This window comes from Streptomyces sp. T028 (assembly GCF_048159505.1).
In the GTDB taxonomy this organism is placed as follows: Bacteria; Actinomycetota; Actinomycetes; order Streptomycetales; family Streptomycetaceae; genus Streptomyces.
The window spans coordinates 27,693-53,071 of record NZ_JBLRVZ010000055.1 but is presented as its reverse complement, the minus strand read 5'-3'; the positions used below and the strand labels follow the sequence as shown (position 1 = coordinate 53,071).

The 25,379-nt window shown below is 71.3% G+C and carries 11 protein-coding genes; 5 read left to right on the top strand and 6 right to left on the bottom strand.

Translation table 11 applies throughout. The features are described 5' to 3' along the window. Window positions 1–474: an ArsI/CadI family heavy metal resistance metalloenzyme gene (locus ACLZN2_RS42290; RefSeq protein ID WP_416985085.1), complete on the top strand. Its 474-nt coding sequence runs from the start codon at window positions 1–3 to the stop codon at window positions 472–474. A gap of 249 nt (window positions 475–723) precedes the next feature. On the opposite strand, the gene ACLZN2_RS42285 is transcribed toward ACLZN2_RS42290, so the two are convergent. Beyond that, a complete protein-coding gene (locus tag ACLZN2_RS42285; protein ID WP_416985084.1) occupies window positions 724–1,554 on the bottom strand; it encodes a hypothetical protein in 831 nt (276 codons plus the stop codon). A gap of 173 nt (window positions 1,555–1,727) precedes the next feature. On the opposite strand from ACLZN2_RS42285, the gene ACLZN2_RS42280 reads away from it, so the two are divergent. Next, window positions 1,728–2,294: a hypothetical protein gene (locus tag ACLZN2_RS42280; RefSeq protein WP_416985082.1), complete on the top strand. Its 567-nt coding sequence runs from the start codon at window positions 1,728–1,730 to the stop codon at window positions 2,292–2,294. Window positions 2,295–2,337: 43 nt separating this feature from the next. Here ACLZN2_RS42280 and ACLZN2_RS42275 read toward each other — a convergent pair whose 3' ends face one another. From ACLZN2_RS42275 to ACLZN2_RS42255, 5 genes are all read right to left on the bottom strand, one after another. Then, a complete protein-coding gene (locus ACLZN2_RS42275; RefSeq protein ID WP_416985081.1) occupies window positions 2,338–6,981 on the bottom strand; it encodes an FtsK/SpoIIIE domain-containing protein in 4,644 nt (1,547 codons plus the stop codon). Between the two features lie 149 nt (window positions 6,982–7,130). Further along, window positions 7,131–8,363 carry a hypothetical protein gene (locus tag ACLZN2_RS42270; protein ID WP_416985079.1) on the bottom strand — a complete coding sequence of 411 codons (1,233 nt, stop codon included), beginning with the start codon at window positions 8,361–8,363 and terminating at the stop codon, window positions 7,131–7,133. Between the two features lie 11 nt (window positions 8,364–8,374). Further along, on the bottom strand, window positions 8,375–8,950 hold the full coding sequence (locus ACLZN2_RS42265) for a sigma-70 family RNA polymerase sigma factor (protein WP_416985078.1): 576 nt from the start codon (window positions 8,948–8,950) through the stop codon (window positions 8,375–8,377). A 318-nt stretch (window positions 8,951–9,268) separates the two neighbouring features. Then, window positions 9,269–9,568, bottom strand: coding sequence for a hypothetical protein (locus tag ACLZN2_RS42260; RefSeq protein ID WP_416985077.1), 300 nt, complete (start codon window positions 9,566–9,568; stop codon window positions 9,269–9,271). A 91-nt stretch (window positions 9,569–9,659) separates the two neighbouring features. Beyond that, window positions 9,660–11,912 carry a hypothetical protein gene (locus tag ACLZN2_RS42255; protein ID WP_416985075.1) on the bottom strand — a complete coding sequence of 751 codons (2,253 nt, stop codon included), beginning with the start codon at window positions 11,910–11,912 and terminating at the stop codon, window positions 9,660–9,662. A 242-nt stretch (window positions 11,913–12,154) separates the two neighbouring features. Between ACLZN2_RS42255 and ACLZN2_RS42250 the strand changes: the two genes are divergently transcribed. The 3 genes from ACLZN2_RS42250 (at window position 12,155) to ACLZN2_RS42240 (ending at window position 25,345) form a co-directional block, all read left to right on the top strand. Further along, on the top strand, window positions 12,155–21,673 hold the full coding sequence (locus ACLZN2_RS42250) for a hypothetical protein (protein WP_416985073.1): 9,519 nt from the start codon (window positions 12,155–12,157) through the stop codon (window positions 21,671–21,673). Beyond that, on the top strand, window positions 21,670–24,363 hold the full coding sequence (locus tag ACLZN2_RS42245) for a right-handed parallel beta-helix repeat-containing protein (RefSeq protein WP_416985072.1): 2,694 nt from the start codon (window positions 21,670–21,672) through the stop codon (window positions 24,361–24,363). Before ACLZN2_RS42250 ends, ACLZN2_RS42245 begins: the two co-directional genes overlap by 4 nt. Window positions 24,364–24,433: 70 nt before the next feature. Continuing rightward, window positions 24,434–25,345, top strand: a complete 912-nt coding sequence (locus tag ACLZN2_RS42240; RefSeq protein WP_416985071.1) for a hypothetical protein — start codon at window positions 24,434–24,436, stop codon at window positions 25,343–25,345. The last annotated feature ends 34 nt before the right edge of the window (window positions 25,346–25,379 follow it).

Here is a 25,379-nt window from a genome sequence, read left to right as displayed (position 1 = left end):
ATGACATCCCGAGTACAGCTCGCCCTCCGCGTCCCCGACCTCGCCGAGTCGGTCGCCTTCTACAGCAAGCTGTTCAACACCGAGCCCGCCAAACTCCGCGACGGCTACGCCAACTTCGCCATCACCGAGCCCCCGCTCAAGCTCGTCCTCATCGAAGGCACCGCAGGTGAGGCGACCCGCATGGACCACCTCGGCGTCGAGGTCGAGACGACCGAGGCGGTGCACGCCGCCACCGCCCGCCTGGGCGAGGCGGGTCTGAACACCGACGTGGAGAACGACACCACCTGCTGCTATGCCCTCCAGGACAAGGTCTGGGTCCACGGCCCCGGCCAGGAACCCTGGGAGGTGTACGTCGTCAAGGCCGACGCCGACTCCCTCGCCAAGCAGCAGGGAAGCACCTGCTGCACCGGCACGGCCGAGACCGAGACCGAGACCGGCGTGAAGGAACCGGTCACCGCGGGCGGCTGCTGCTGACCCGCAATGACGTGTGGCAGACCGGGGAAGAAGCCGAAGAAGGCGAAGAAGGCGAGCGCGGCGACGAGGCCCAGGAGAAACGCGGCGGTCCGGGCCCGGCGACGCCGCGTCTGGCGAGAGTTGTTCCGCATCGGGTCGATCTTGCACTCGCTGTGCGTCCTGCCGCGCGCTGTGCGGTAGGACCGGTTGTGGGTGTCGCCATAGGTGAAGGCACGGCGCAGCTCGTTCCCCTTGGCTCCGGTGGGACTTCTACTGAAGTCCCTCGACCTGATCCTTGGCCCACCACAGGAACGCGGCGGCGTGCTGCTGGTTGGCGAAGCCCTCGCCGACCAGGTCATTCAGGAGGTCGTTGCTCCAGAGGATGAGCCGGCCGGGGGTCCAGGTCACCGACTCGGGTGCCGGCAGGTCCAGTCCGTAGACCATCCGCGCGATCTCGCGCTTGCCGCCCGCCTGCGTCGTGTACTTGAGGATCGTCAGGAACCGGTCGGGGTGCATCACGCAGAGAACCCTCGTGAGGAGGGCCTCCTTGAAACCGGTCATGGCGAACGGCCTGGTGCCGGAAAGCAGGTGCTGGAGCCGGTCTTCGAGCGGCACGTCGTCAGGGCCGTACAGGAGGTACTCGATCGTCTGGCGGGTCGCCTCCCCGGCCGCGGCATCGCCCATGTCGTTCCACGCGGAGTTGAAGGTGGCCTGATTGCCGGGGCGGGCTCCGACCTCGGAGTTGGCGAAGTCCTTGAGGACTCTGGGGTCGCACGTCCGCAGCCCGTCGGGGGAGAAGATCCGCTGGTACTTCGACCAGTAGGCCGCCACGTCGGGGGCGAAGTCCGGCTTGACGGCGAGGTACCGCTCCTTCAGCCGGGCCACGCGCTCCAACTGCTCGGGATCGACGTCCTCGGGTTTGGGGAAACGGGCCTTGAGGTCGTCGAAGACGGTGAGCGGGTTCCTCCGGGGGACGGTGGGCTCCTTGTGCTCCCATCCATAGCCGCACCGGTGCTTTACGAACCGACGCCCGCCGTCGAGCGTGCGAACCACCTCGATGTCCTCGTCGTCGCTGCACAGCGGACACATGACCAACGCCATGGGTACCCCCGTTCCACAGTGCTCGAGCCCACCGCGAGCCGATGCACTTGTCCACCCAAGGGCCGCATTCTTGCATTCGGCAAAGGCGGGCGGGATGTGGGGCCATCCAGCGAGACTGGGGTCGGGGACCTCCTGTCCGTCGGATCAGCCTGTGCCATTGACCTGCTGGCCGCGTGCGCCGAGACCGGGCGGACCGGTGCGTACGCGGCACCGTTGCGCATGCTTGCCTTCGAGGTCTACGAACGGCTGCGCGCCAGGCTTGGCGCGGAGCGGGTCGGTGCGATTTCCTGGTCGTCGACGAAGCGCATTGGCTCGCCGACGAAGACCGCGGCCACGCCTGGACCCGCCTTCTCCTCTCCGGAGCCCACACCGACGTGCACGTCTGTGCCGCACCGGAAGCCGAAGATCTGCTGCGCGAGCTCTTCGTCCCCGGCACGGACATCACCGTGGTCCGCCACGCCCGGCACGGCGCACTGAGCCGGACGGAGGAGTTCCGGGCTGCGAGCCTCCCGTCGGCAAGCGTGGTGGTGGCCTTCTCCCGCAAAGCCGTTCTCGCTCTGCACCGTGAGCTGCTCGAGGCGGGCCGGTCAGCGACGGCCCTCTGCGTGCGGTGGCGTTCGCGGAAACGGGCAAGTACGACGGCAGTTCCCGCCGGGATCTGCAGGTCTGGGAGGCCGCCCAGATCGCCGGGCGGGCAGGGCGGCGGGGTCATGATGCGACGACGGGCACCTGGGCGGTGAGCGGGGGAGGCATCGATGGGTGCCTCCCCCGGCACTCGTGCCGTCAGTCGAGTGTTGTCTCCGGGATCTGTACGTTGATCAGGTCCCCGGTGTGCGGGTCGACGGTCAGGCCCCGGCCGGGTTTGCGGCCGCGTAGGTGGGCGTGGGCCAGGCGGGCGCCGATGAAGTCGCCCTCCAGGATGCTCTGCGGGCCGAGGAGGACGCCCTTGCGGTGCCGCTTGAGGGCGCCGAGCCAGCCCATCGCGCCCGTCATCGTCTCGGCGGTGGCCCCGATGACGATGCCCATGCCGCGGTCCTTGCCGGACTGGGAGAGGGAACGCAGTTGCTGGTCGATGTCCGGCAGGACGAACAGGTCGGCGTCGTCCACGACTACCACCTTGGGTCCGCTGCCGGTCTCCAGGGCTTCGGCGAACTCCTCCTCCGTGGGTTCCGTCGCGGTGATCAGCCGTACGCCGGGGTGGTTTTCGAGGGTGCGCAGGTGTGACTCGCGGGGGGCGAGGATCACCAGTCGGGTGCCGGAGGCGAGCAGCGAGACCGCGAGCGAGGCCAGGGTGGTGCTGCGGCCGGAGCCGGGTGGGCCGACGACCGAGAACGCCGGTGTGAGGTCCGCGAAGTCGACGCCCACGGGAGCCACTTCGTCGCCACCGAGGCCCAGCAGGCCCCACATGGGGCGGCGCGATTCCTCCGGCACCTTTTCGTACGCGTCGGTGAAGGTCACCTTCACCGGCAGGGTGCCGATGCCGGCGGGCTTGCGGGCCACGGGGAGTCCGGCGTCGCGGTGGGTCGCCTCGGCGCCGATCGCGCGTAGTGCCTCGGCCTGTTCCTGGCCGGTGGCGCCCGGTGCGAGAAGCGCCACCTGGATCTCGGTGCCGCCGTCGGAGGTCCAGCCCCGGCCGGGCTGGATGATGTCGGGGATGTCGCGGGAGCGTTTACCGACGGCGTGGTAGTCGGTGCGGTCGTTCAGGCGCAGCAGCAGCTTGTTGTCGTTGAGGGCGGTGGCCCGGCCGGTCAGCAGGGCGCGTTCGGAGGTGGCGACCAGGTGGATGCCGGCCGCGGCGCCTTCTCTCAGGAGGCGGTTGACCTGTTCGACCAGTCGGCCGCCGTTGTGGTCGGCGACGGCCTCGATCATCGCGTCCCAGCCGTCGATGAACAGCATGGTGTGGGCCGGTCGGGCTCCGGCGGCGACGAGTTCGCGCAGTTCGGTGAGGTTGCCGGCGTGGTGCTGGGTGAGGAGTCCCTGACGGCGCTCCAACTCCGCGTCCAGCCGGGCGAAGAGGCGTTCCAGGCGTTCGATGTCGCCCCGGGGCACGATGGCACCGGTGTTCGGGAGGACGCCCAGCGCGGTGAGCGCGCCGCCGGCGAAGTCGATGCCGTAGAGGTGGACATCGGCGCTGGTGTGGGCCCGGGCCAGGGCTCCGGCCATGGTGCGCAGGACCTGGGAGCGGCCGGAACGCGGGATGCCGATGACGTACAGGTGTCCGAACTCGGCGAAGTCCAGGCGGACGGGCAGTTGGGCCTGGGCCTCGGGGATGTCCGACAGGGCCCAGGAGACGGGGGCCAGCCGGGCGCCGCCGGGTTCTGCGCCGCCGGGTTCTGCGCCGCCTGGTTCGTCGGGCTGGGGCAGGTCGTCGATGAGGACGTCCTGGCCGAGCGCGGGCAGCCAGGGGCTGGGCTGCGGTACGCAGTCGACGAGCCGCGCGGCTTCGGAGAGGGCGGCCACCAGGGCGTTGAGGTCGGTGGGGGTCTCTTCGGCGGCCAGGTCGTCGGCCGTGTCCGTGTTCTGGTCGCCGTCCGGGGTGCCGGGGCGGGCGACGGCGCGGCCGAGGCGCTGCCAGTGGAGTGCGGTTCCCCAGATCCGGGCTTCCTCGGCCGCCCGCCGCTCCTGGCGTGCCTTGGCCCTGGCGGACGGCTTGGCGGCGGGCAGGGGGGTGCCAGCGTAGGCGGTCTGGAAGGGTACGACGGTGCCGTGGCCGAGGCGGGCGAGGGCACGGCCGGGGGTGGCCGGGGAGATGCTGACGGCGTCCTTGGTGTCGATGACGTCCATGCTCTCCGAGGAGTCGGTGACCCGGAGCGCGATGCGCAGGTTGGTGTTGGCGCGGATGTCGGAGCTGACGACGCCCGCGGGGCGCTGGGTGGCGAGGATGAGATGGATGCCGAGGGAGCGGCCTCGTTGGGCGATGCTGACGAGGCCGGGGATGAAGTCGGGGATCTCCCGGTAGAGGGTGGCGAACTCGTCGATGACGATCACCAGCCGGGGTACGGGCCCCAGTTCGGGGTCGCGGCGGCGCATGCCCTGGTATTCGGGCAGGTCCTTGGCGCCGGCCTCGGCCAGGATGTGCTCGCGGCGGGTGAGTTCGGCGGACAGCGAGGTGAGCGCGCGCTGGACGAGATGGCTGTCGAGGTCGGTGACCATGCCGAGGGTGTGGGGCAGGCCGACGCAGTCCTTGAAGGCGCTGCCGCCCTTGTAGTCGACGAGGACAAAGGTGAGTTCGTCGGGTCGGTTCATCGCGGCGAGGGAGGCCACGAAGGTCTGCAGCAGCTCGGACTTGCCGGAGCCGGTGGTACCGGCGACGAGTCCGTGCGGGCCGTCCTTGACCAGGTCGAAGGCGACCGGGCCGTCGTAGCCGGCGCCCAGCAGCACGCTGGTGGTCGCCGCCCGCTGTCCCCACCGGGCGGCGACCAGCTCCGCGCTCGGCCGCGGCAGGCCGAGCAGTTCCAGCAACCCCACCTTGGCGGGCAGTCCTTCGGAGGCGTCCGGGGTGACGTCGCGGATCGGGGCGATGCCCCGGGCGGCCCGCTCGCACCAGTCGGGCTCGACCAGGTCGGGGCGGATGCCGGGGATGTCGGGCTGTCCGGTGCGGCGCAGAGTCAGCCGGTGGTTCTCGTGGCGGACGACGGCGGTGCACTCCTCCGGCAGCAGCCGCTCCTCCTGGTCCAGGCAGAGCGGGAAGATCCGGACGCCGGGGCCCTCCTTGAGGATCGACACCACACCGGGTACGTCACGCAGCCGCCGGGCGCCGTCCATCACGACCAGGACGTCGGGTTCGCTGAGCAGCGCCTTGCTCATGGTGGACTCGGCCGCCCGCTGACGTGTACGGAGGGTGGAGACCAACTCGGCGACGCGGTTGGCGACCGTCTCCGGGTCGTTGCCGATGAGGGTGACGGCGCCGCCCCGCGTACCGGGGAGGCCGTCGCGGGAGTGGGGCAGCCAGCGGGCCCAGTGCCAGGAGTCCTGGGAGCCCTTGTCGGTGAGGACGACGATCCGCAGATCGCGCGGCGTGTGCAGGATCGCCGCCTGGGCCGTCATCCAGCGGGCCAGCGCCTGGACGGGGCCGGGCGCTCCGGCCAGCCCGACCACGCCGCTGTCGACCAGGTCGACGCTGACCGGGGCGTCCGGGATCGTCCAGTGGACGGCGGTGTGGTTGTCCTCGCGGGCCGTGTCGTCGATGCCGAGGAGGGACGGCTGCGGGGCGGTGCCGATGCGCAGGGCCAGGTGGTCCGGGTCGCCGCGGCGGCGCTCCCACAGCCTGCGACCGGGCCCGACCGCCCAGAGTCCGGCGACCGCCGGGTCCGGTGCGCTCTCGGTGCGCAGCCGTCGCTCGGTGGCGACCTTCTCGCGGACGTCCTCCTCCAGCGAGGCGCGGCGCTGCCGGTAGACGCGGGACCGCTCCTCGTAGTCCTTGCGGGCCTGGCGTCGTCCGCTGACGTAGTTCGCCGCCATCAGCACCGGCGAGAGGAACATGAAGACGAGATAGAAGTACGAGTTCCAGAACAGCATCATGGCCACGCCGAACACCATCGGGGCGAGCGAGACCATCAGCGGGATCGGTCTGCGGGCCGGGGGGTCGGGCGGGCCGGGCAGCCGGAACCGCTCGGGTGCCAGGTGCGGCAGGATGCGCGGGGGCCGGTTGTAGTCGAGGCCGCCACCGCCCTCGGACGGCACCACCGCCGCGTCCCTGGGGGTCGGTTCGGCCAGCCGCAGCAGATACTCGCCGACGGACAGCTCCGCGCCGACGGCCCACAGGTGCCAGCCGTCGGGGAGTTCGGCGCTGTCGGTCTCCTCCGGCGCCCCGTCCGCCTCGTCCGCCTCGTCCTGCTCGGCGAGGGGCAGCAGCGGGGTGTCGGGGCGGCCCCGGTGCTCCGGCGGTTCCGGTACGGACAGCCGGGCCGGTCCGCCCTCGCACAGCTCCACGATGGCCGAGCCGTCGGGGCGTACGGTCACCCGGATGCCGTCGCTCGGCAGGTCCCGGCCTTCGAGGGGGACGGCGGCGTCCTCCAGGGGGCCGATGCCGTGGGTGCCGAGGCCGAGGGGGTACACGCGTCCGGCGTCCGGGCCGCCCACCACCTGGAGTTCGACCACGGGGGCGTGGTCCGGCCGGTGCGGCTGCGGCATGGCGTCGCGCTCGGGGCCGTACGCGGTGACGGTCGGGGTCCGCGGGGTCCCCAGGGCGACGACGCTGCCGTCCATGAGCCGGGTGTCGGCCAGCGCGGTGCCCGGGGCGAGGGGCTCGTCGCCCAGGTAGCAGGCCGGTGCGGGTGCCGGTGCCGGGCTTGGGGCGTCCCCGGTGCGCAGGTGGGCCAGATGTGCGGCGACGTCCTCGACGGGGGTGCTGCCGGACGCGGTGAGCAGGACGTCCTGGCTGCCGTGGGTATCGCCGTCGGCGACGGTGGTGATGAGGAGTTTCACGTCTCGCCTTGCGGAGGTTCGGGGTGGGCTGTGGGGGACATCTGTGGCGTCGTCGTGGCTGGTCGCGCCCACGCGGCGGAGCCGCATAGTGTTCCGCCCCGCGCCCCTTTGGGGCGCGGCTGAACCGCAGCGGACTTCGCCCGACTTTCTTAGTCCACGCTCGTTCCGGACGAAGCCGCCGTGGTGCGTTCGCGGGCTGTGTCCGGTTCGGCGAGGAGGTCGGCGCCGGTGGTGGTGCGGACGGGGGCCGTGGCCTGGGGGATGGGTTCCGTCGGCGCTTCCTGGAGGGGGTCGACCCGCGGCGCGGTGGTGGCCCGGCGTGGGGCCGACTCCCGGCGCAGCCGGCGGTGGTCGGCGCGGACCGCGGCGACGACGGCCCGGCCGAGCGGGCCCGAGTCGGCGTCCAGTTCCAGTTCGGGCGCGATCACCCGGCCCCGGCCGTCGACCCGGAGGGCCCAGGTGTGCCCTGCCGCCCGGCCGTCGATCAGGCAGACAACGGCACCGGAGGCGGAGAGGGCGCCGAGTCTGCGGGCCTGCTCCGCGGTGGGGGAGGTGCAGACGAGCACGGTGGTGGCGGTGCGGCCGGACTCGCCGATCTCGTCGGGCCCGGGGTTCTCGTCGGGCTCGGCGGCGGCCGTCTCCAGTTCCCTCAGCAGCACGTCGAGCCGCTGCCCCCGGTGCTGTGGATGGACCCCGTCGGCGACGATGACGGAGGCTCCGCTGCCGGGCCGGTCCAGTTGGGCGGCGAGTGCCAGGAACAGCCGGGTCCGGGCGGCGGTGTCCCCCTCGACGGTGATCAGCCGGGGTCCGGCCGCCAGATCGAGGTGGACACAGGCGTCGTCCGCCATGCCGACGGCGACCGGCAGCGGCCTCAGGTGCGCACCGGCGCGGGTGCGGCCGGGCGGCAGCGCGTCCTCGTCGTCCAGGGACAGCTCCCAGCGCTGCGGGCCGGGCTCCGCCGGGGCCTCCCAGGGCTCGGGCGGACGGGGAAGCCGGCGGGCGGCGATCTGTACGGACGCCCAGCCGGGTTCGAGGCGTACGGCGTGCGGTACGGCACCGGGGGTGTCGGCGAGGGCCGCGGCCGCCGCGTCGAGCAGCCGGCGTACGAGGAGGCCGCCACGGGGGTCGGAGAGCTGCCGGGCCAGGGCGCGTACGCCTCGGCGGTGGCGGCGGTAGGCACGCAGGGGTTCGCCGAAGGCCCGCCGGGTCAGGGTGAGTTCACGGCCGACGCGCCGCCGGAACCGGCGCCAGCCACCCCGCTTGCGGATCAGGTGCCGCAGCAGAATGACCAGCAGGATCAGGACGACGACGGCCACGATGACGACGGTGAGCACCGAGTCGTCGGGCTTGCCGATCGCGATGAAAAGGTCGGTGTCGGTCACCGCGGGCCCTCTCATGCCGCCGCCCGGACGTGTTCGGGGTGCCGGCGGCGCAGCTCACGTATCGCGTGGTGAGTGCGGGACTTGACGGTGCCCGGTGGGATGCCCAGGGCGTCGGCGGCGTCGGTTCCGGTGCAGCCGAGGACGTAGATGTAGAAGAGGACCTCGCGATGGGGGTGCGAGAGTCGGGAGAGGGCGTGGACCATGAAACGGCGCTGGACGGCCTGGCTCATCGGGTCCACGGGTTCGAGGTGCTTGTCCAGGGTGTGTTCGTGCTGGATCTCGGTGTGCACCCGTTCGCGCCGGGACCAGTCGACCACCAGGTTGTGCGCCACCCTCATCAGCCAGGTCCGGGACGGTGACCAGCCGGGGGGCTGGTTCGCGGTGCTCAACCAGGCGCGTACCAGGGTCTCCTGGACGAAGTCCTCGGCCCGCTGGCAGTCGCCCCGGATGAGGCTGGACACATAGCGCAGCAGGGGGCCGTGGTGCTCCTCGTAGAGCCTGCGGATGGAATGGTCCCCGGAGGGCGAGTCGTCGCCGGTGTCGGGAGCGCTCCCGTCGGCGGCGGAACTGGGCGTGGGCGTTCTCATAGGTTCCCCCAGGGCCGGCATAGGTCTTCTGAGCCGGTCCGGTCGTGCGCCGCGGCGGCGGCGTTGGCTGGGCAGGGCTGAGCACGGGTACCCGGGGTGACCTCACGACTCATGGGTGGAACGTGAGGTTCCGCACTGTGAGTCTATGAGTGGTTCTGTAGGTTTCAAGAGTTTCTGAGGGGAACCTGAGGTTACCGACGAGGATGTTGCACGAGAACGCGCACGGGGCGCCGGTCCTGGGGGAGGGACCGGCGCCCCTGGGGAAGGGGTGCCGACCAGAGGGGGAAGGGTCGGCACCCCTGCTCGGGTGCACCCTGATCAGGTGGGGATGCCGCCGGCGATCTGCGAGTCGAGGTTGTTGACGGCGTTGCAGATGTCACGGAACTGCTTGGAGAACTGGGTGATGTTGTTCACCGCTTCCGTCAGCGACTTGTTGAAGTTCGCGTAGGACGTCTGCATCTTCGGGCTGGTCGCGGTCAGCAGCAGGCCGCCCTGGAGGAGGTTCTCGACCTCGGCCTGGAGTGAGCTCAGCTGCGGAACCAGCGTGTCGCTGACGGCCGAGTCGAGCTTCTTGGCGGTGCTTTCGATTTCCTCGTCGTCGATGACGTTCTTGGGCATGGTGCACCTCGTTTTCTGTTGATGGACCCAGCGGCGTGGGAAGAGCGCGCGCCGGGAGCTTGGGGCGGGCGCGCGGGGCGCCCCGTGGGGGTCAGCGCCAGAACTCGCCCAGGGTTCCGAGGGGCGGTTCGTCGCTGGTGCGTTCGTGCTGGGTGACGGAATCCCTCAGGTACCAGCCGCCGTTCTCGTCGCGCTGCCAGACCTCCTGGATCTCGTTGTTGGCGTCGGCGACGAAGCGTTGTCCCGTGTTCTCGTTGGTGACGACCTTGGTGAGGGAGCCGTCGGGGGCCGTGTAATCGGTGCGGGTGACGCCCTCCTGCACGGTGGTGGTCTGCCCCGGGTCGGTGGAGCCGGTGGGCCGGCCCGACGAGTCGACCAGGGGCTTCTCCTGCGTGAGGTACGCGGGCGGGCGGTCCAGCCGCTGCTGGGCGTCCTGCTGACCGGCCTCGGAGTTGAGATACGTCTCCTTGTCCATGGTCAGTTCCCAGTCGCCGTCCGGGCGTTTCGTCCAGATCTGGAGGGTGTCCGTGCCCGTCTCGTCGGTGACGTAGCGCTTCTGCCAGCCGTCCGGTGAGCCCTCGGGGTTCGAGTCCGTGAAGACCTTGGTGACGGTGCCGTCGGAGCTGCGGATCGTCGTCACGGAGTCGCCGTCGCGTTCCAGCGGGTGGTACGTCTCGGAGTACGTCAGGCCCGTGTTCTTGTTGGTGACGGTGGTGGTCGTCTCGACGGGGTCGCCGTTCTTGTCGACCTTGATCTCACCGTTCTCGTCGAGCTGGAACGACACCGTGGTGGTGCTGTTCTCGTCCTCCATCGTGTACCCCTTGGGCACGAAGGCCTCGGGGGGCAGATCGTCCAGCTGGCCGCGCATTCCCCGGAGCTGACCGGGATCCGGGTCCTTGTCGAAGTCCCGGTCGCGGATCTTGTCGAGTTCCTCGCCGAAGCCGTCCTGGAGATCCTGCTGCCGCTGCTGGAAGGGCTTCTCCTCCTCGGTCAGCGCGGTCTGTGCGTCCTCGGTGGCCGACTGGTCGTCCCACAGGTCCTTCTGGCGGGCCTGGAGATCGTTCGACTCCTGGTCCAGAGGGTCCAACTTCGTCTGGAGGTCGGCGCGTTCGGCGTCGAGGCCGTCCTGCTTGCCCTTGACGGCGTCCTCGACCTCCTGCTGGCTGGACTTCTCCAGGGCCCAGAGGTCCTGCTGCTTCTTCTGCAGCTCGTCCTGCCGCTCGGAGAGGGGCTTCTGGTCCTCGCTCAGCGCGTCGCGCTCGCCGTCGAGCTGCTTCTGCCGCTCGTTCAGCGGCTCGAACGCCTTCTGCTGGTCGCGCTGTTCCTGCTCCAGGGCGTCCCAGCGCGCCTGAAGTCCCTTGCCCTCCGACTCCCACAGGGCGTCCCGCTCCCTGTCGAGGGCGTCCTGCTTGCGCTGCCAGGCGTCGAGGTCGGCCTGGGTGACGCCGTCCTTGGCGAGCAGGGTCTCGCGCTCCGTCCGGAGGGCTTCCTGTCGCTCCTGGAGGGCGTCCTGTTTGGCGTCGTAGGCCTTCTGTTCCTGCTCAAGAGCGGTGGCCTTCTTCTCGATCGCCGCGTCCTGCTCCGCGCGCAGGGCCTTCTCGTCCTCCCAGAGCTGCTGCTGCCTGGCCTGGAGTTCCTCCTGCCGCTTCTGCAGCGGCTCCTGTTCCTTGCGGAGGTCCTCGTACTCCTTCTGTAGTTCGTCCCGCTTCGCCTGGAGTTCCTGATCGCGCTGCTTGAGGAGTTCCTTCTCCTCCTGCCACAGCTGCTGCTGCCTGGCCTGGAGTTCGTCCTGCTGTTTCACCAGGGGTTCCCGCTTCTTGGCGAGCTCCTCCTGCTCCTTGTTGAGCTCCTGCTGTCGCTTCTCCTGGGCCGCGGTCTGCTCGTCGAGCTTGTTCCGCTTCTCGATCAGCGCGTCCTGGTCCTTCTTCATGCGGTCCCGCTGGGTGTTGTAGCGGGCCTCCGCGTTCCTGGCCATGGCCTCGCGGCGCTTGCCGTCCAGGGTCTGCTTGCGTATCTCGTTCTGCCGGGTGGCCTCGTCGCGGACCTGGGAGGCGACCTGCCCGGCCGCGCCGGCGGCATGGGAGGCGTCCTGGTCGTAGAACGCCTTGCCCGCCTTGTCGAGGAGGTTGCCGAGGTCGGTCATGACCTGCCAGCCCTCCTGGAACGACTTCTTCCAGGCGCCGTAGAAGTCCTCCAGCGCCTCGGCCGTCTCCCTGCGGGGGCCGATGTCGCCGGGGGCGAACGTCTTGTCCGTCTGGGAGGTGACGTCCAGTTCGTCGCGGAGGTGCCACAGATGGCGCGCGAGGACGGTCATCAGGTCGTAGTCGTAGGAGACGCGCACCATGTCCGCCGTCCTTTCCTCGAAGCGGTCGCTGTCCGGCACCGGCTCCGGCACGGGCGTCGTCGCCGACCGTGGGTGCCGAGCCGCCCTGTAGACGACGAGGCGGGGCGGGATGGTTCAAAAAACTTTTGCCGGCACCGCGCTGACCGGCGAAAACTGTGGCGTGCGCCACTTTCTTGAACTCTCAAGCCGCTCCGGTACGTCTGCTTTCGACACCCCAAGTCCCGGACCGCGTGGAGGATTCGTTGGCCACCTCCGACGAATGGAGCAGAGTCGGATTCACCGGCAATCCGGTGTCGGGGAATCCGGGCGTCGTCGAGAACATCACCAAGGAACTGCGCGACCTCGCCGATCTGGCCGGACGGGTCAGCGGCGGTCTCGACACCCTGCTGACCAAGGCCGAGGACGGCGGCTTCGAGGGACGCACGGCGGACGCGCTGCGGACGTACGTGAAGGACGAGCTGAAGACGTTCATGGCGAACATCAACCGCTCGTTCGACATGGCCGCGGGCGCCACCGCCCGCTACGCCCGTGCCCTCGGCGACTCCCAGGACCGCGCCGAGAACGCCGCGGACACCGTCGCCGCGCTGGAGCGGGTCGGCGGTGAGCCGCTGCCCGAGAACGATCCGGAGATGACGCGCGCCCGCAACGAGGTGGACGCGGAGATGGACGCCGTCCAGGCCGAGGCGAAGATCCTGGAGGACGCCCTGCACGAGGCGTCCCGGCTGGTGTCGAGGCCCGTGAAGAAGCCGAAGAAGAGCTTCTGGAAGCGGTTCGTGTCAACGTTCTTCAAGGTCCTGGAGATCGTCGCCCTGGTCATCACCCTCGTCGCGGCCGTCATCGGCGGCCCGCTGGGCCTGGTCGCCTTCGGGCTCGGCGCGGTCCTCTTCGCCAAGGCCCTCGTCGACTACGCCATGGGCAACGGCAACGCCCTCAGCCTGGGCCTCGCCTTCCTGGGCATCCTGTTCCCGTCGACGAAGGGCCTCACCACCATCGGTGGCCTGGCCCGCATGGCCTCATCGGGCACGAAGGCCCTCAGCGGCGCCCTCTCCGCGAGCGGGCGGCTGCTGTTCCGGGGCGGCAGGATGCTGATGTCGTCCCCCGGCCGGCTGCTGTCCCTGGCCGGGCAGGGACTGGTCAGGTTCGGCGGAGGGCTGGCCGGCCGGGCCGGCGGTGGCTTCATGGCGCTGCCCCGGGTGCTGTCGAAGGCGCCCGCGATGGTGGGATCGACCCTGAGGTTCATGGGCCGCTTCGCCCGCAGTTCGTTCCGGCAGGGCTGGTCCGCGCTGAGCCGCGACTTCTACCAGTCCACCGCGTTCATCACCGGCAACACGGCCACGAAGATAGGCGTCTTCACGATCATGAGCCTGGGCCGGCTCACCACCTCGGCGCTGCTGCCGATGCGGTACTCGGAGATCGCACAGTTCGGTTACCGGGGCGCGGCCCGTATGGGGTTCATCAGCCGGGGGACGAGCTTCACCTCGAAGGGCTCCGGCGTCCTCACCAGGACGGGCTCCCTGGCCGGGGACCTCATGGACGTGCCGGGAAGGAACCTCGACCGGGGCGGCACACTGCGCCCGTTCGACGGCACCGGCGCCGACAAGCTCGCCGTCCCCGGCACCCCGGAGTTCAGCGACACCCTCGACGAGCTGGCGGACGTCTCGCTGACACCGACGACCACGACCCGCGCACCGGACTTCAGCCGGCTGTCCAGCAGGAGTCCCGTACGCATGCCGGGCCGCCTCGACGACATGGGCGGACGGCTCAGCACCCTGGACAACCTCGACGCCGTGGGCCTGCCGGTCGGCACGGTCCCCGGCGGACAGCGCCTCGGCCTCCTCACCCCCGTGAACGAACGCCTCCGCCTCCTCGACCCCATGAACGGCCGGGTCGGCGACGACCTCTTGCCGCCGCCCACCGCGCTCGACGAGCTGCGCGACCTCGACACCCTGACCGGCATGGAGCGCACCTCGACCGGTCTGCTCCGGCCCCTCGACGGCCTCGCCGACCTGAGCCTGGACGGCAGGCTCGGCGGGCTGTCCGAGACCCAGGTGCGGCAGGTCATGGACGGTGAGATCGACCTGGTGAGGATCACCCCGGACGGGGTGGTCATGCGCATCGGCAAGACCGATCCGGTCGATGTCCGGGTGCAGTTGAAGGACGGGGTGAGGATCGAGGCCCTCGGCCCGGCCGACCCCAAGGTCCCGACCCTGAACAGGGCGAACGGCACGGACGGCCTGGACGGCCCGGGCATCGAGCCGGCCGACCTCACCCGGCTGCTCCCCGACACCGGCGACGGCTCCCGCACCGCACGCGAACTGCTCGGCCTGGGCCCGGTCCGCACGGACGTCGCCACCCCGCCGGCCGCCAAGCCCCTCACCGCGCTGACCCTGCGGGACATCGTCACCGGCGGCGCCACCGGCAAGCTCGGCACACAGCGCTTCCAGACGTGGCTGCGCACCCAGTCCGCCCAGTTCCAGCTGGACACCGCCGGGCGCAAGCTCGGCGAGCTCGACCGGCTGACCGACGTACCGCCGCTGAGCCGCGCCCAGGCCGAGCTGGATCTGAGCGCCGCCGAGATCGACCTCAACCAGGCCCGGATCGCGTTCGCCCGGCTGGGGATGAACCTGGACACGGTCCGCCGGGACGTCACCGTGATGATGACCCGCGTGGACAGCCCGGCGGCCGGCCTGCCCACCGGCGAACTGCGGCTGCTGGACGACCAGTTGCGGCTGCACCAGCTGGACCTGGGCGGGACCAGGGGCTTCGACGACATGGGCAGTCAGGTCGACGATCTCGGCCATCTCTCCGACGACTTCCGCTTCGACCGCTTCGACGCGCCCGTGCCGCGGACCGACACCGTGGTGGTGGACCCGGCCGACTTCGCCGGGGTGACCGGCTTCCGGACGGAGTGGCAGCGGACCCCGCTTCAGAACGGCGGGTTCACTTTCACCGACCAGGCCGGGGACATCCGGCTGGTGTTCGACGCCGGTGAGGTCCGGCAGTTCACCGACATCCGCATTCCGGGCGGCGACTCCTTCGTACGTTTCGACGCCGACCCCGGGCCGGGATCGCTGCCCCGGGTCGTCGGCCAGGACGGGGTGGCGTTGCCCGGCGGTGCGACCATCGAGCCGGTCAGGGGCGCGCTGGGCGTGGTCACCGGTGCGCGGGTGCAGTCACTCGACGGCGCCTGGATGGCCCGGTTCGAGCTGGACGGTACGCGGCTCTCCGAGCAGCTGACCCTGTCCGGCACCCCGACCGGCCGGCTGACCGGGTCCCGGCTGACCACGACGTTCACCCAGCTGCCGGGCGGCACACAGTCGGCGACCTTCCGGCTGGCCGTGCCGGGGCTGGGCGACGGTGCCTTCGATGTCGTACGGCTGGACGGGGATCTCGCGCAGCGGCTGCCGGGCGGCTTCTCGGTGACCGACAGGGCGACCGGGGCGCGGTTCGTGTTCGACCGGGGCGGCCGGTTCGTGGACCTCCCGGCCGACGGGACGCCGTCGGTACGGCTGGACGTCTCCGGGTCGGCGACGCCGGACACGACGGTGAGCCCGCCCTCGACCCTCGGTGACCTTGGTGATCTGGGGCGTATCGGCGCGTCGGGTGACCTCGGCGATGTCGGCCGGCTCGGTGACCTGGGCGATGTCGGCGACCTCAGCCGTCTCGGTGACCTGGGCGACCTCGGCCGCGTCGGTGACCTCGGGGAAGTGGGCTCGCTCAACCGGCTCTCGCTGCCCGATCCGCCCCGTACGGATCTGACGCCGGGGCCCGCCGGTTTCGACACCCGGTTCACGGCGAACGTGGGCGACGGCGCCCCGACTCCCGTCGATCTGTCCCGGTTCGACGGGATGCGGCTGTCCGGCGCCCCCGAGTTGACGAATCTGCGGCTCCAGGTGACGGAGTTCCCGGCGACCGATCTCGCGCCCGCGTCGTTCCGGATCGACGTGGTGGACTTCGGTGCACCCGGCGGTCCGGTGCGGCTGGAGAACGTGAACGTCACCCTCCGCGAGGGCGGCGGGCTGAGCATCACGGGGTCGCAGGGCGGGGCACGCTGGCATTTCGACGCGTTCGGGCGGCTGGAATTTCCGCTGGCCGGCACCGACTTGGCGCTGCGCTTCAGCGACGAGGCCCTGAACCAGCTGCCGAGGGTGGTCGGCCCGGACGGGCTGACCGTCCAGGGCGCGACGATCACGCCGGTCAGGGACGCCGCCGGTGCGCTGAGCGAGCTGACCGTGCGGGTGCCCGTGCCGGACACGGACGGGCTCACCACGGTGTGGCGGTTCGAACCCGGCGGCACACTGCGCGGGCAGGAACTGCCGCTCACCCTGCCCGGCCTCGACGGCCCCGCCGGTCTGGGCGTCAAGGTGACGATCACCCCCGGAACGGGCGGGACCACGACCAGGGTCCTCGAACTGACCGGGCCGTCGAACCTCACCGGTTCCTTCCGGCTGGGCCCGCTGGACGGCGGCCTCGCCGGACGGCTGCCGAACGGCTTCACGGTCACCGACACGGCCACCGGCTCCCGCTTCCACTTCGACGCGGGCGGCCGCCTGGCCACACGGGACATACTCGCCCCGGACGGCTCCGGCTTCCTTCGCTTCACCCAGGACGCCGCACCCGGCACCCCGCCGGTCCGCCTCGACGAACTGGGCGATCTCGGCGACTTCCCCGGCGACCTGGGCGATGTGGCACGGATCTTCGAGCGCACGCTCGACGAGGCGGGCGGCGTCCGCGGTCCCCTCGACGACCTGAACCGCCTCGACGACGTGAGCCGCCTCGACGACCTCAGCCCTCTCACCGGCCCGGACGCACCGCGCACCGACGCGCTCCCAGGGCTGGACCATCTCGGCCCGGCGGAACGAGCACTCGTCGACGACCTCTGGAACAACCTGACCCAGCCGGTATCGGCCGACGATCTGAACCGCCTCCTGGCCACCGACTCGCCGCCGCGCACCGACGCACTCTCGGAACTCGGTGAACTCGGTGAACTCGGCGACCTGTCGGACACCGAACTGGACGCCCTCCGGGCACGCCTCGACAACGTCAGGCAGCTGGACGGTGGGCCCCAGGGCGCGGACGAGCCGTTCCAGGTGCCGCTGTCCGGTGTGGACGACCTGGCGGACTTCGACCTACGGGTGTCACGACTCCCGGCGACCGACGACGCACCGCAGGGCTCGTACCGACTCGAACTGACCGACCGCACCCCCGGCGGGACGGGACCCGTGCGCGCCTCGGACTTCACGGTCGAACTGCTCGACGGCAGCGGCAGGTTCGCCGTCATCGATCCGACCGGCACGACCCGGTTCACGTTCGGGCCGGACGGCACCTTCCTCGGGCGGGAGTCCGTTCTCACGGTCGACGGGCTGCCGGAGGGTCTGCGGCTCAGCGTGACGATCGATCCCATGGCGGACGGAACAGGGCGGGCCACGGTCGATCTGCTGGTCCCCTCCGGCGCCACCGGCTCCGTCCGGTTCACCCCGACGAGCGGCCCGCTCGCCGCACGCCTGCCCAGCGGCTTCACCCTCACCGACACCGTCACCGGCTCCCGCTTCCACTTCGACCACACCGGCCGTCTCGCCTTCCGCGACCTGCCGGACCGGGACGGCTCGGGACTGCTGCGCTTCACCGAGGGCGCGGCCCCCGGCACGCCACCGGTCCGCCTCGACGAACTCGGCGACTTCGGCCGTGACGTGGGCGAACGCTTCCCGCTCGACTCGGTCCCCGAGGACGGAGTCCTGGACGGCGTACTGGACGGCATCGACCTTGCGCGGGTCTTCGACCGTACGCTCGACGAGGCGTCGGGCTTCCGTACCCTGCCCGAGGGCGCGCCGGCCGACCTGTCGGACGTCGGACGGGCCATGGACTTCCTGGAGCCCGACTCCCACGTCGTCCAGTCGCTGGACGTGCCCGGTGTCCATCGGCTCGCCGACGGCGCCACCGAGTCGCTGAACCGGCTCGGTCTGGGCCCGGAGCTCATCGACGACCAGCTGCGGAACCTGACCGGACAGACCCGTCTGGCGCTACGGCAGCAGGCCGTCACCACCCTCGGCCAGTACCTCGACCTGCCTCGGGAGATGCGCCTCGACGATCACCTGCAGTCGGCGCTCCACGGCGGCGGCGGCCGGGTCGTCGGCGACTTCACGGTAAGGCCGACACCCCGCGGCAGCGGCCCCGGCGGCAGCCACTTCACCGTGCACCACAACCCGTCGGACGTGACCCTCGGCTTCGACGCGAACCGCGGGCTCGTCCACCAGGAGGTGTTCCTGCGCGGCGGCCCGGCCGACCTGGACGGACTGAAGCTGGGCGTGACCGGCCGCTCGGCGGACGGCGGCCCGTGGACGCCCACCGCGGTCGACTTCGTCGGCGCCCGCCCCGCCGACGACCTCTTCACGGTCGCCCCGAGCACCGAAGTGCGCGGCGGTCTCACCCTCACCGACGAGGCCGGCACCACACGCTGGCACTACGGCCCCGAGGGCGTGCACGCCTTCCGGGACGTCGACCTCCCCGGCGACCGGGGCGTACTGCGCTTCGAAGTGGTCGGCGCTCCCCAGGCGTTGGACTCGGCGGGTCACCAACTGCCCGGGTTCCGCACGGAGATGCTCGACGACGGCCGGATCGCCCTGGTCCCGACCGGCAAGGGCGCGCAGCCGCTGGAGCGGACGGTGTTCGACCCGGCGGGCAAGCCGGTGGAGGAGACGGTCGCGATCCGTGGCACGGGCGGCAAGCCCACCGGCGAGTACTGGAACATCGACCACGTGGCCGGCGAAGCCGTACGCACCGACGCCGACGGCACCCCGTTCAGCGGCCGCTTCGACACCGCCACCGTGGAGAGGTCCGGCACCGGACAGTTCAAGCTGACCGGCACAGGCCCGGGCAAGGTGACCCTGTTCGAGCGCGAGGTCTTCAAGAACGGCAACGTCCTCCACCTCGACCGCAACCGCTTCGGACGCGCCCGCTGGACCGAGTTCGACAGCGCCGGCGACACCTTCCGGCACGGCCGGCGGATCGGCGACGCGGACATGCGCACCTTCCACGACGTGCCGGACGGCGGCTCCTGGCGCCGTCTGATCGACAACTCCGGCGACGTCAGGACGTACACCAAGGGCATCGACGGCGGTCTGGTCCGCGCCGAGAAGGAGGCGGACGGCCACTGGACGTGGCAGCGCTTCGACAAGGCGGGCGCCGAGTCGCTGTCCGGGACCCGGCACTGGAGCTGGGACCACGTCGGCTTCCGGGACACCTTCGCCGACCCGGCCACGGGCATCGACACCGTGGCCCAACGCCGGGGCAGGACCTGGCCGTTCAGCGGTGAGCACGGGTCCCGGATGTATGTGGAGCACTCGGTGGTGCCCGGTCACGCACCCGCCGGAGGCCGGATCGCCCCGGACACGTACACCGGCTTCGGCGGCGCCAACGTTCAGTTGGAGAGCCTGGAGACGCTGGCGGACGGCGGCAGCCTGCTCGTCAAGCGGTACGCCGACATGCGGCCGCCCGCCTTCCTCTGGAAGAGCGCCGCGGGCCGCAGCCCCTTCGACGGCTTCTTCCGCGACCTGTTCGCCGGTGACTCCCTGCACCGCGTCAGCCACTGGACCCAGACCGCCGCCGACGGCACCGAGGTCACCGGCGTCCGGCTCAACCCGACCGGCGCCCACTGGGTCGACATCGACCAGTACGGCCGTGTCGTGCGCGAGACCCGCAAGCTGGACAACGGCAACGTCGTCGAGGTCGGCCGCAGTCTGGACGACCCCAAGCAGTGGGCGGCCCTCCCGGAGTACCGCAAGGGCGGCTCGTACGAGCTGTCCTGGCGGGACACGACGAGCGGCACCACCGGCACCCGGCACGTCGACGGCTACGGGCGGTGGCGGGACCTCTTCACCGACGACCTGGGCGTGGAACGGGTACGGCTGCGCAGCGAGGTCGGGGGTGGCACCCGCGAGTACCTGTTCGAGGCGCCCTCCACCCGGGACCTCACCGTCAACGACAACGCGGGCACCTGGGTCGACCGGAACTCCCTGATGCACATCACCGGCCGCCGGGACCTGATCGACGGCCGGATCGTCGAGTCGTCCGGCAGTCCGTACCGGACCAGTTGGACCTGGCGGGCGTACTCCCCCGAGGACCCGACCACCGCCGTGGCCGAGGGCGTCCGCAAGCAGAACCGCGGCTCGTTCTACTCGAAGACCTGGGACGACTCGTTCGTCGACCTCGACGGGCTGGGCAACCCGATCCGGGAGCGCAACGCCACCGACGTCGGCAGTTCCTGGGTGGACGCGGTGAAACAGGCCAACGGCGACTGGAAGTGGACGAAGACCACGGCCGACGGCACGGTCCACTCCGGCGGCACCCGCGTGTACGACGACATCGCGGACGGCACCCACTGGCGGGACCTCGTCGACGGCCAGGTGGTCCGGCAGCGCGAGGGCGGCCGGGTCCGTGAGTTCGACTACAAGATCATCGAGCCCGAGCCGCCCGCCGCCCTGCCCGAGGCCCCCACGCTGCAGGACATGCTCGCGCACTCGGCCCGGCACTTCGAGCCGCCGAAGACGGTCGAGGTGAACACACAGGTCTGGAAGGAGTACGACGTCGGCAAGGTGTTCCGCGAGCGCGTCGCCGTGGACGGCACCCCCGGACGGTTCCGCGAGGTCGACAAGCAGTGGGGCCAGTGGCGGGAGTTCCAGGACGGCCACCTGGTCGAGCAGCGCACCTTCACCGGGCGGGTGTGGAAGACCGACGCGTTCGGCCGCCTGAGCACCTCCGGCCCGGCCGTGATCCCCGAGTACCTGGCCGGTGCCCTGCCGCGGATGGGAGACGGGGTCGGTCTGCCCGGCGACGTCGGCTGGAAGCTGATCGGCCGCGAGACGGACTTCCGCGGCTGGGACATCGAGGCCATGGGTCTGCTGCGGGAGGTCCAGGACCCCTGGCACGGCGTGCTCCAGGGGGTGAGGGACGGGGTGTCGGCCGAGATGCCCGTGTGGCAGCGCGAACTGCGTGCCGCACTGACCACGTTCAGCACCGGCTTCGTGACCGACTTCACCGCCGGCCTGGCCGTCACCGCCGCCACCAACGACGGCAAGGTCAAGCTGGAGGACGTCTACAAGGCGCTGCTGTCCGGCAGTGTCGGCGGCACCTTCAGCGGCGGGCTCAACATCCTCTACAACCGGACCCCGCTGGGCTACTACAAGATGAGCATGGGCGCACGGGACTGGGGCGGGCACCCCAAGCAGTCCATGGCCACCAACACCGACGACTGGGCCACCGAGTTCTCCGCCCAGGAGAAGCCCACCCGCTGGCGCACCGCCACCTACGCCAACACCGTGGGCATCGGCACCAGCGCGCTCAGCGGTTTCGTCAGCAACGCCATCAGCGCGGCGGTCTTCGGTGTCAACGGCAACGAGGTCAAGGGCGCGGACGCGCTGCTGGCCGGCTTGTGGGGTGCCGGTTCCTTCGCCTTCAGCGGTGTCACCACCGGTCTGGCGCGGAACGCCTTCCACCTCACCACCGCCGGCCGGCTCTTCCACAAGGGCGGCATCAGCGAGCTGGGGATGAACTGGACAGAGTCGTTCCTGGCCAGGTACATCAACTTCTGGATCACCGAGGCGGACAAGAAGGACGGCACCACCAACCTGCCCGCCCCCGGCCGGTCGTTCCCGACCGCACCCACGACGCCGGCCACGCCCCCGTCCACCCCGGCACCACCAGAACAGCAGCAACCGGCCTCCGATCCGGCCGCCCTGCTCACCGACGGATTGGAGTTCCCGTGACCCCCACCGCCGCCGTGCACCGGGTCGCCACCAAGGGACGCGGCGCGCATCGCAGCATCGCCTCCGCCGTACGCGCCGCCCGCGACGGCGACGAGATCCACATCGCCCCCGGCGAGTACGTCGAACAGCTGGTCGTCGACCGTACGGTGCGGCTGCTGCCGGAGGACGGCCCGCTCCACGCCGTACGGCTGCTCGCCGCGTCCCCCGGCCGCCCCGTGCTGGAGGTCGCCGCACGGGACGTACGCATCGAGGACCTCGCCCTGATCGGCCAGGACCCGGGGCTGCCCGCCGTACTGGTGGACGCCGGGGACCTGGCGCTGGACGGCTGTGACGTCTCCGGCGGGCGGGTCGAGGTGGGCGGCGACGCGTCGCTCGCTCTGGCGGACTGCCGGGTCTCGGGGGCCGAACTGGCGGCCGTGCACCTCAACACCACCGGGTCGGCACGGCTGACCCGGGTCGTGGTCGAGGACGTCGAAGGGACCGGTGTCGTCGCCGGCTCCCGGGCCCACGTCGAGGCCGACGAACTGACCGTACGGCGCGTCACCGGGTCCGGTGTCCGGGTACGGGGCGGCGCCCGCGCGGTACTGCGCGAGTGCCGGATCTCCGGTCCGGGACGCAGTGGGCTGCTGGTGGAGGACGACGCGGCCGTCACGGCGCTGGACTGCCGGGTGGAGGAGACGGCCGTCGAGGGCGTACGGGTGCTGGGCAGTTCGGCGCGGCCCGAGGTGCCCTCGGCGGACAGGGCGTCCGCCGAGGGCGGGGTGGTATTCGCCCGCTGCGAGGTGCTGCGTACCGGCGGGGACGGGGTCGCCGTCCTCGGCACCGGCGATGTGCTGTTGCTGAACTGCCGGCTGCGGGACGGCTCCGGACCCGGCGTGAGTGTGGAGGGCGAGGGCCGGGCCGAGTTGGTGGACTGCCAGGTGGACGGGGCACATGGCTCGGGTCTGGTGGCCCGGGGCACCGCCCGGCTGTCCGCCGAGGGCACCTCGGTGACGGGCAGCCGGGCGAACGGCCTGCTGGCGGGCGACCGCTGCGAGGTGCGCGTGGACTCCAGTGACATGACGGCGTGTTCGTTCAGCGCGGTGCACGCCTGTGACGACTCCCGGGTGACGCTGACCGCGTGCCGGATCGGCTCCACCGCCGAGCATGGCATCCGGGCCACCGACCGGGCCGGGCTCACCGTGGAGGGCGGCCGGATCTCGGACTGCGGGCTGTCCGGGGTGCAGATCGACGGGGCGGCCGAGGCGCGGATGCGCGGGCTGTCCGTCCTGCGCGGCCGGGCCGGGATCACCACCGAGTCGACCGGGACCGTGGTCCTGGAGGAGTGCGATGTCGTCGGTGCCGAGCGGGCCGGGATCTCCTGCGGCACCGAGACCACTCCGGTGCTGCGGGACTGCCGGATCAGCGGAACCGGCACGGCGGGCCTGGTGATCGGCGAACGTGCCACCCCGAGCGTCGAGGGCTGCACGGTCCGGGACGCGGCCGGCTCCGGCGTCGTGGTGGGTCCGCGCGCCGAACCCCGGGTCAGGGCCGTGACGGTGGCCCGGACCGGCAAGAACAGCCTGTTCGTCGGCGAGAAGGCCCGCGGCACCTTCGAGGACTGCGTGTTCACGGGTGCGGGCACCGACGGCGCGGCCTTCCCGGCCCTGCATGTCTCGACGGGCGGCGCGCCCGTACTGCGCGGCTGTCTGGTCCGGGACTCCGAGGAAGACGTGGCGCTGGAGAAGGGCGCCCGCCCGGTGTTCGACGACTGTGTGTCCCGCGATGTGAGGAACCCGTCCCTGCCGACCGGCGTAGAACAAGCACTGTCGGCGGCCGGGAGCCCGGAGACGTCAAGTGGAGCCGGGACCACCGCCCGCGAGACCGAGGCACCACCCGAGGACACCCTGGAGGACCTGCTTGCCGAACTCCAGGGCCTCGCCGGCCTGGAGCGCGTCAAGAACGACGTGTCATCCCTGGTCAAACTGATGCAGATGGTGCGCCGCCGCGAGGAGATGGGCCTGGCCCCGCCCCCGCTCAGCCGCCACCTCGTCTTCACCGGCAACCCGGGCACCGGCAAGACCACCGTCGCCCGCCTCTACGGCCGTATCCTCGCCGCCGTCGGACTGCTGGAGCGCGGCCATCTGGTCGAGGCCGACCGCTCCGCCCTGGTCGGCGAATACGTCGGCCACACCGGGCCCAAGACCACCCGGGTCTTCCAACAGGCCCGGGGCGGGGTGCTGTTCATCGACGAGGCGTACTCCCTCACCCAGTACGCCGGGACCAACGACTTCGGCCAGGAGGCGATCGCCACCCTGCTGAAGCTGATGGAGGACCACCGCGACGACGTGGTGGTGATCGTGGCCGGATATCTCAAGGAGATGGAGGTCTTCGTCCGCTCCAACCCCGGTCTGGCCTCCCGCTTCAACCGCACCCTGCTCTTCGACGACTACAGCGGCGCCGAACTGGTCAGCATCGTCGAACACCAGGCCGCCCAGCACCAGTACGAACTGACGCCGGACGCCCTCACGGCACTCACCTCGCGCTTCGACGCCATGCCCCGCGACCGGGGCTTCGGCAACGGCCGTACGGCACGCCAGTTGTTCCAGGCCATGACGGAACGCCAGGCGTACCGCGTCGCCGAACTGCCGGAGGCGTCCGAGAGCGACGTGATGACGCTCAGGCCCGAGGACATCCCACAGACCCTCTGACCTCTGACCTCTGACTCTCTGCTCCTCGCCAGCCCCCTCCCCACCCGACGATTTCGTGAGGACCCACTCCATGCCGCAGACACCCGCTCGCCCGAACGGCCGGGAAGGCGCCCGCAGTGAAGGCGAGTTCGCCGATCTGTTCGCCCGGAAGGCACGTACCCCGCTCCGTGGCTTCCTGCCCGGCCGCCGGGTCTGGAACGCGATCGGCGCCTCCGCGGCCGCGGCCCTGGTGATCACCGGCTCCGCCACGGCCGTCGCCGCCATCGACTGGAGCTCCGACTCCTCCGAGAAGGTGACCACGGCCGCCGACGACGTCCCGAGGAAGACCTTCTCCGGCGACACCGAGAAGGCGTCGGCCGCGCCCTCCGCCACCGCGAAGGAGAAGAGCAAGGGGGGCCCCGAGGTCGTCTACGTCCCGGTGTCCGGTGGTGCCGGGTCCGGGTCGGGAGCAGGCGCGGGTACGGCGGCGACGCCGGGCTCCGACCCGACGTCCGACTCGTCCGACGCCACCGGCGGCACGACCGGCACGACCGGTGCGACGGGCGCGACGGGCAGCAAGGAGCAGCAGAGCTCGACCTCCGAGAACACCGTCACGCAGTCGACGACCGGCTTCCTGTGGACCGACGGCAGCGTCGAATCCGACACCAACGACTACTGGGACCAGAGCACCGTCACGGTGAAGACCACCGAGCCGCTCACCGCCCTCAAGGTCGTCGTCAGCATCGACCAGACCGGCGGTGTCTCCAACACCGGTGTCTGGACCGACCTCGGCGACAAGGTCTCGGTGTCCTCGGCGGCGGACAGCGGCCGGCTGGCGTACGTGGTGACCCTGAAGTCCGGCAACACCATCGCCCCCGGCACCTGCACCTTCAAATTCCAGTACAACCACTCCCAGGGCCGCCGCGACGCGGGCGGGGACCGCTACAACGTCACGGCGACGACGACGGGTTCGGATTCCGAGTTCAAGAAGGGGAGCTTCTGAGGGCTGGCACTTCCCCCGGGTCGGGGGGGGGGGG